Consider the following 6,820-nt stretch of genomic DNA (forward strand, 5'->3'; position numbering starts at 1 on the left):
GTCTTTAATAGAAATCTATTAAAGGCTTCAACTTCATTAATCAAGATAGAAAAAGCCGACTTTTCCAAGTCGGCTTTTTCTTAATCTATTCTAAAATGTCACTGCCGCGAGCATAGCTCTTGGCGTAAAATTGGCAAAATGCGTTGCATTTTGAAACCCCAATTTTACTCCCACTCAATCGTTGCTGGTGGTTTAGATGACACGTCGTATACAACACGTGATACATCTTTAATTTCATTCATAATACGAGTTGAGATTTTATCAACTAGTTCATATGGTAAATGTGCAAAACGAGCTGTCATAAAGTCAACCGTTTCAACTGCACGAAGTGCGATTACCCATGCATAACGACGACCATCACCTACTACACCAACTGACTTAACTGGTTGGAATACAGCAAATGCTTGAGCAGTTTTGTCGTACCAGCCGCTGTCGCGAAGCTCTTGCATAAAGATGTCATCAGCAAGACGAAGAATATCTGCATATTCTTTTTTAACTTCACCCAAAATACGAACACCTAAACCAGGGCCCGGGAATGGATGGCGGTAAATCATGCTGTGTGGCAAGCCAAGTGTAGTACCTAACTTACGTACTTCGTCTTTAAACAAATCACGTAAAGGTTCAACCAATTCAAACTCTAAATCGTCAGGTAAACCACCCACGTTGTGGTGAGATTTAATAACGTGTGCTTTACCTTGTTTGCTTGCAGCAGATTCGATTACGTCTGGGTAAATCGTGCCTTGTGCCAAGAATTTCACGCCATCAAGTTTACGTGCTTCTTCAGCAAATACTTCGATGAATTCACGGCCAATGATCTTACGTTTTTTCTCTGGATCAACTTCACCAGCCAATGCAGTTAAGAAACGTTGTTCAGCATCTGCACGAATCACACGGATACCCATGTTTTCAGCAAACATTTGCATTACTTGGTCACCTTCGTTTAAACGAAGTAAGCCATTATCAACAAATACACATGTTAACTGGTCGCCAATTGCTTTGTGTAAAAGCGCAGCAACAACAGATGAGTCAACACCACCAGAAAGACCTAAAAGAACTTTTTCATCGCCGATTTGCTGACGTAATTGTTCCACACGTAAATCGATGATGTGTTCAGGTGTCCAAAGACCACCACAGCCACAAATTTTATGAACGAAGTTTGCAAGTAACTCTTCACCTTTTGCCGTGTGCGTTACTTCTGGATGGAATTGCACGCCATAGAAACGACGCGCTTCATCACTTACAGCAGCAACTGGACAGCTTGGTGTGCTTGCAGTAATCGTAAAACCTTCTGGAATCTGGCTCACTTTATCGCCGTGGCTCATCCAAACATGAAGTTGGTTTTCACGGTCTTGTAAGTTACCAATAAGTTGGTCACGTTTAACGATATCAACTTCGGCATAACCAAACTCATGTACAGTACCCGGCTCAACTTTACCGCCTAACTGTTCAGACATGGTTTGTAAACCATAGCAAATACCCAATACTGGAACGCCTAATTCAAACACCACCTGTGGTGCTCGTGGGCTGCCCTCTTCATGCACACTCTCAGGTCCACCTGACAAAATAATACCGTTTGGGTTAAAAGCACGAATGTCTTCTTCAGACATATCAAAGGCATACATTTCAGAGTAAACACCAGCTTCACGTACACGACGTGCAATGAGCTGACTATATTGAGAGCCGAAATCCAGAATCAGGATACGATCTTCAGTAATTTGAGTATTGGTAGTCATGACAAACCACTAAATGGCAAAAGAATTAAGCGCGCCATTTTAACATTTTTCACGCTTCGGCGCACCGCAAATCATCATATATCTTGTTTTTTTCATATCATAATCATTTTGATATTTAGATTGATTGATATAAATACAAATTTATTGATATTTATCAATGTACTGTATACCGCTTAAAATCTTCATACACATTGATAAATTCATCACATTCTATGCAACATCCTCATGAATTTGATGTTAAGATGACCCGATAAAACAGGCATTACCATGGAAAGGTAAATACCATTAAGCGATATTTGTCTGTCCTTAAACAGTGATCCGTTTTTTATGGCTTGTTGCCCCATATCAAAATCAATAGAAATCTAAGGAACAACAATGCTTCAAACTATGATTGCAGATTTCCAGCAACATTTTTGGTTGTATGTCTCTATTCCTTTCATGAGTGGTTTAATTGGCTATGTCACTAAAGTGATTGCCATTCAAATGATGTTCTCACCACTTGAATTTAAAGGTATTAAACCGTTTTTTGGCTGGCAAGGTATCGTACCTCGTAAAGCTGAAAAAATGGCAACCATTGCTGTTGAACTCATGACAGCCAAGCTGATTAAACCCGAAGAAATTTTTGCTCGTCTTGACCCAAAGCGTATTGCCAAAGAAATTGAAAAACCATTAATGGCAGCAGCAGAAGATATTACGCGTGAAGTTGCGCAAGAGTATCAACCCGGTTTATGGGAAGGCATGCCTGAGTTTGCCCGTCAAAGACTGATCCGTAGAGTGCAATCCAAAGCGCCTGAAATTGTCGAGCACATCATGAGTGAAGTGCAACGTGACGTAAATCGATATTTTGATATTAAGCATTTGGTGATTAGTAATTTGCTTAAAGATAAGCGTTTACTCAACAATATTTTTAAACGTGTAGGCAAACAAGAATTTAAATTTTTCAGTAACGTTGGCTTTGTATTCGGTTTTGGTATTGGTGTGATTCAGATGCTGTGCTGGATTATCACGCAAGGTAAATATCCTTGGATGTTGCCGATGTTTGGCGGATTTGTAGGATTTTTCAGTGACTGGATTGCGCTACAAATGATGTTTAGACCGCTCTATCCTAAAAAGATATTGGGCTATACATGGCAAGGTCTGTTTATTAAACGTCAGAATGAAGTAGCAGCTGACTATGCAGCCTTGATTTCCAAACAGCTTTTAACTTCACGTCATATGATGGAAGAGCTATTTTCCGGCACTCACTCTGCACGTGTGATTGACTTGGTGAACCGCCATGTTAAACAGGAAATTGATATGCAGGCAGGTGTCATTCGTCCACTTGTTGTATACGCAATTGGTGGAGAAAAATACCAGAATATGAAAACACAAGTTGCAGAACGTATTATGCAACAACTGCCAGAGACCATGAAATATGTTGAGTCTTATGCAGAAGATGCAATGAATATTCGCAGCACTTTAATTGAACGTATGCAAAAATTAACACCATCCGAATTTGAAGGAATGTTGCGTCCCGCGTTCAAAGAAGATGAGTGGGCACTCATTGCAGTAGGCGCCGTACTTGGTTTTGTTGTTGGGGAATTACAAATCCAGTTCATGCTCTAATTTTTAAATATAAAAAAACCGGATGAATTGCTCATCCGGTTTTTTATTTTATCTTGAATATTATTTTTCAATTGCATGGTCTAGGCTAATACGTCCAGCACCGTGAAGCATTAGGAAGAATAAACCACCTGCCATTGCCAAGTTTTTCATAAATTGAATGCCATTATTGTATTGTGCCGCTGCATCGGCACCACCTTGGTGGAACAAAAAAGCACTTAAAATACTAAAGATACCAAGCCCGAAAGCCGCAAAACGCGCTTGGAAACCAAATAACAAGGCTAAGCCACCACCAAACTCAACCAAGATAACTAATGGAAGAAGTGCACCAGGTACCCCCATTGCTTCCATATATCCTGCAGTTGCTGCATAACCGGTAATTTTCCCCCAACCAGAAACAAGGAAGATATAAGCCATAAGAAAACGAGCAATAAGGCTAATAAAACTGTCCACACCTGATTGCGTTACAATATTTTTGACCACTACATTTGGATTAAACATTTTGTCACCTTTATTTAAATGCTTATTTATTAATTAACTCATTCTAGGTTTGGGATATCGAGAATTAAATACTCAAAATCCATACATATCGTTGCACAAACAGGATGATCAATTTGTATATTTTTGATGTTTTATACTGACTTTCTATGGAGTCACTGCTAGGATTTGAGCACGGTTTACCACTTAATCATCTCATGGAACTTCTTGATTTTATTCTACACGTTGATCAACATCTCGCCGAGTTTATTACAAATTACGGGACGTGGATTTATGGCATTTTATTTTTAATTATCTTTGTCGAAACCGGTTTAGTGGTTATGCCGTTTTTACCGGGAGATAGTTTACTATTTGCAGCTGGCGCTTTAGCAGCATCTACAGGTGCGATGGATCCATGGTTATTGGGTGCTCTACTCTTCATTGCTGCCGTTTTAGGCGATACAGTGAACTACCATATTGGTCGTTTTATCGGTCCACGTGTATTTGAAATGAATTCACGATTCATTAATAAGCAGCATTTAATTAAAACTCAAGAATTCTTTGCTCGTCATGGTGGCAAAACAATTATTTTTGCTCGCTTTGTTCCATTTGCCCGTACTTTTGCCCCTTTTGTTGCGGGTGCTGGCAGCATGAACTATAAGTTTTTCTTAACTTATAATGTGATTGGCGCATTTTGTTGGGTCGCTTCTTTTTTGGCGTTGGGCTATCTATTTGGAAATATGCCAATCGTTAAAGACAACTTCACTCATCTTATTTTTGGCATCATTATTATTAGTGTTTTACCGGGCATCATCGGCTTTATACGTGAAAAACTAAAAAGCCGGAAAACCAACGCTTAAGGCTTAATTTAGAAGAAACGGAATACCACTGGAAGCATACATAAAATAAGCAACATAGCCGATCCTTTATATAAATGATCGGCTTTTATTTTTTGTACTGGGCCCGTTAATAGTGCACGTCCAAAAATCATCCAGAAACTCGCAGCTGGAATGAGCGTCAATGTAAAAACACCAAATACCATTAGACAATTTTCAGGCGTATTCCATGTTTCGGCAGGAAAAATACCAGCTGCAAACAGTAAGGATTTAGGATTTTTTAAAGTAGAGAAGAATAACTGACGTGGGCGAATATTACGGTGGTTCTGACTAAACTGCTGTAAATGTGTAGTTTTCCATAAACGAAATGCCATCCAGAACACATATAACACGCTCGTAATATGCAAAATGAGCAGTAACGCAGGCCAAACTGGAGCTGCTAAATGAATAAAGACAGCCCAAAAGCTAATCCCATAGGCATAACCTAACCATTGCATTGGAATAAGCCAGAATATTTTAGATAAACCTTGTGAATGAGCGGCGGTTGCAAGTAGTGCGTTTGTCGGCCCAGGAATAAGCAAAACAGCCAACATTGCTAATACAAAAAACCAGCTTTCAATCATAAAGTTTCCACATTGGTAAAGATGGGGCCACCTTAAACGAAATAGACAAAATATAGCAAGTTAAGAGCATAACTTGACGAGAAAAAATACAAGTATCATTGTAACCATATTAAACTAAGATACTGATTTATATTTATTTTATTATGAAACATTTTGCTAAACTTTAATCATCACAATATGCTTTGACTAGCATATTGTGATGCAAAGATGACTATTAATTCGCCTTTTTACGGACAATTATTGGACAATTTTTAAACTGAGCTGCCTGAACAATTGCTTCTTGTTGGCCTAAAACACGTGAAAGTTCGGTGTTCTTGGTTGAAGAAGATTGTCCCATATTAACAGAGATGGATGGACCGAATCCCCAACCGCCTCGTCCCCAGCCACCACCAAGTCCAAGCCCAACGCCCATACCTGTACTTTTTGGAGTTTGTACGCCATTATCGATATATTGTTGAATACGGTTATATTCACTTTGCAGTTGTTGGCAACTCAAAGATTGATACTGTGTCGGAGACACATAAGTCGGTTTTACCGTTGTAGCACAAGCGCCAAGAAGTAACGTGGCTGCCACCAAAGGCGCAATATATAAGCCTTTCATCATTTTTCTCTTATCGTTTTGGCTCAATCTCACCAAATAATGTCTCATAAGCCTGAGTCAATTTATGTTCTGGTGCCAAATGGGCCAAAGGTAAATTTTTCTGATGCGATTCTTTCATTAAAATTGAAGGCGGTAACATGCTATTGAGCACAGGCAACCCTTCATCTTTCAACTGCTGGACCACTTCCCGAGGTAATTTTGCTTGGGATTGGAACTGGTTCACCACAATTCCTTCAATTTCCAAGCGATCATTATGATCATCTTGCGTTTCGAGAACATTTTCAATCAATGTTTGTAACGCACGCTTTGAAAAGACATCACAGTCGAAAGGAATCAGGACCTTATCTGCTGCAATTAAGGCAGACAACGTGAAAAAGTTAAAAGCTGGTGGTGTATCGATATAAATACGGTCATAGCGCCCAATTAAGCTTTGAATAGAATCACGCAATTTATAAATTTTATGCTTGCTTTCAAGTGCGTGCTCAAGTGCACCAAGCGTAGGGCTTGCTGGAAGTACATCTAATTTATCAAAGGATGTCGAGTGCACAAAACTGTCGAGGTCTTTGTTCCGAGGGGCTTTTAAAATTGAGCCTAATGCATTACCAATTAGACCTTTTTGTTGATTGTTCCCCAGCACATCTTCAAAGAAGTTTTCAATATTTGGTTCTAAAACGGCTTTATCAGCAGCGTATGTTGCTTCTTCGCCTAAAAGGTATTGGCTAGAGTTGGCTTGAGGATCCAGATCGATAACCAAGGTCCTAAAGCCATGTTTGGCACTAATCGCAGCCAAATTTACAGTAATACTTGATTTCCCTACACCGCCTTTTTTTTCCGGGCATTGAACTATAGTGTCAATATTTGTGAATAACTCTATATACAAGCCATACAAGATTTATTAGTATCTATTAAATCATTGACACATGTCAACAAAGTATAAAGGAGACTACT

7 protein-coding genes are annotated in these 6,820 nt (G+C 39.2%); 2 read left to right on the top strand and 5 right to left on the bottom strand.

Annotation, left to right across the window (positions count from 1 at the left end):
- Nucleotides 1-164: 164 nt before the first annotated feature.
- Entirely contained in the window at nucleotides 165-1,733 is a 1,569-nt protein-coding gene (gene guaA, locus MSG95_RS16270; RefSeq protein WP_004705956.1) for a glutamine-hydrolyzing GMP synthase, read from the bottom strand.
- Between the two features lie 387 nt (nucleotides 1,734-2,120).
- Between guaA and MSG95_RS16275 the strand changes: the two genes are divergently transcribed.
- Nucleotides 2,121-3,338 carry a DUF445 domain-containing protein gene (locus MSG95_RS16275; RefSeq protein WP_171057791.1) on the top strand — a complete coding sequence of 406 codons (1,218 nt, stop codon included), beginning with the start codon at nucleotides 2,121-2,123 and terminating at the stop codon, nucleotides 3,336-3,338.
- Nucleotides 3,339-3,398: 60 nt separating this feature from the next.
- Here the strand turns inward: MSG95_RS16275 and MSG95_RS16280 are convergent, their stop codons facing one another.
- Nucleotides 3,399-3,836 (bottom strand): DoxX family protein, encoded by a 438-nt coding sequence (locus MSG95_RS16280; protein ID WP_077165039.1) that lies wholly within the window; start codon nucleotides 3,834-3,836, stop codon nucleotides 3,399-3,401.
- A gap of 194 nt (nucleotides 3,837-4,030) precedes the next feature.
- Here MSG95_RS16280 and MSG95_RS16285 point away from each other — a divergent pair, with 194 nt between their 5' ends.
- On the top strand, nucleotides 4,031-4,672 hold the full coding sequence (locus MSG95_RS16285; RefSeq protein ID WP_077165076.1) for a DedA family protein: 642 nt from the start codon (nucleotides 4,031-4,033) through the stop codon (nucleotides 4,670-4,672).
- Between the two features lie 8 nt (nucleotides 4,673-4,680).
- Here the strand turns inward: MSG95_RS16285 and MSG95_RS16290 are convergent, their stop codons facing one another.
- The 3 genes from MSG95_RS16290 to MSG95_RS16300 all read right to left on the bottom strand — a co-directional run bounded on the left by MSG95_RS16290 (nucleotide 4,681) and on the right by MSG95_RS16300 (nucleotide 6,719).
- The gene (locus MSG95_RS16290; RefSeq protein WP_077165040.1) at nucleotides 4,681-5,271 is read right to left on the bottom strand and encodes a LysE family transporter; all 591 of its coding nucleotides are present in this window, start codon (nucleotides 5,269-5,271) and stop codon (nucleotides 4,681-4,683) included.
- A gap of 214 nt (nucleotides 5,272-5,485) precedes the next feature.
- A complete protein-coding gene (locus MSG95_RS16295; protein WP_005071968.1) occupies nucleotides 5,486-5,872 on the bottom strand; it encodes a hypothetical protein in 387 nt (128 codons plus the stop codon).
- A gap of 10 nt (nucleotides 5,873-5,882) precedes the next feature.
- The gene (locus tag MSG95_RS16300; RefSeq protein WP_324645136.1) at nucleotides 5,883-6,719 is read right to left on the bottom strand and encodes a ParA family protein; all 837 of its coding nucleotides are present in this window, start codon (nucleotides 6,717-6,719) and stop codon (nucleotides 5,883-5,885) included.
- Nucleotides 6,720-6,820 lie beyond the last annotated feature (101 nt).

It is taken from the genome of Acinetobacter sp. IK23 (assembly GCF_035615275.1).
Lineage (GTDB): Bacteria > Pseudomonadota > Gammaproteobacteria > Pseudomonadales > Moraxellaceae > Acinetobacter > Acinetobacter seifertii.

What these genes read in the sequence shown, in the direction of transcription:
- guaA (WP_004705956.1), bottom strand. Translation starts at nt 1,733, where the DNA reads ATGACTACCAATACTCAAATTACTGAAGATCGTATCCTGATTCTGGAT.
- MSG95_RS16275 (WP_171057791.1), top strand. Translation starts at nt 2,121, where the DNA reads ATGATTGCAGATTTCCAGCAACATTTTTGGTTGTATGTCTCTATTCCT.
- MSG95_RS16280 (WP_077165039.1), bottom strand. Translation starts at nt 3,836, where the DNA reads ATGTTTAATCCAAATGTAGTGGTCAAAAATATTGTAACGCAATCAGGT.
- MSG95_RS16285 (WP_077165076.1), top strand. Translation starts at nt 4,031, where the DNA reads ATGGAACTTCTTGATTTTATTCTACACGTTGATCAACATCTCGCCGAG.
- MSG95_RS16290 (WP_077165040.1), bottom strand. Translation starts at nt 5,271, where the DNA reads ATGATTGAAAGCTGGTTTTTTGTATTAGCAATGTTGGCTGTTTTGCTT.
- MSG95_RS16295 (WP_005071968.1), bottom strand. Translation starts at nt 5,872, where the DNA reads ATGAAAGGCTTATATATTGCGCCTTTGGTGGCAGCCACGTTACTTCTT.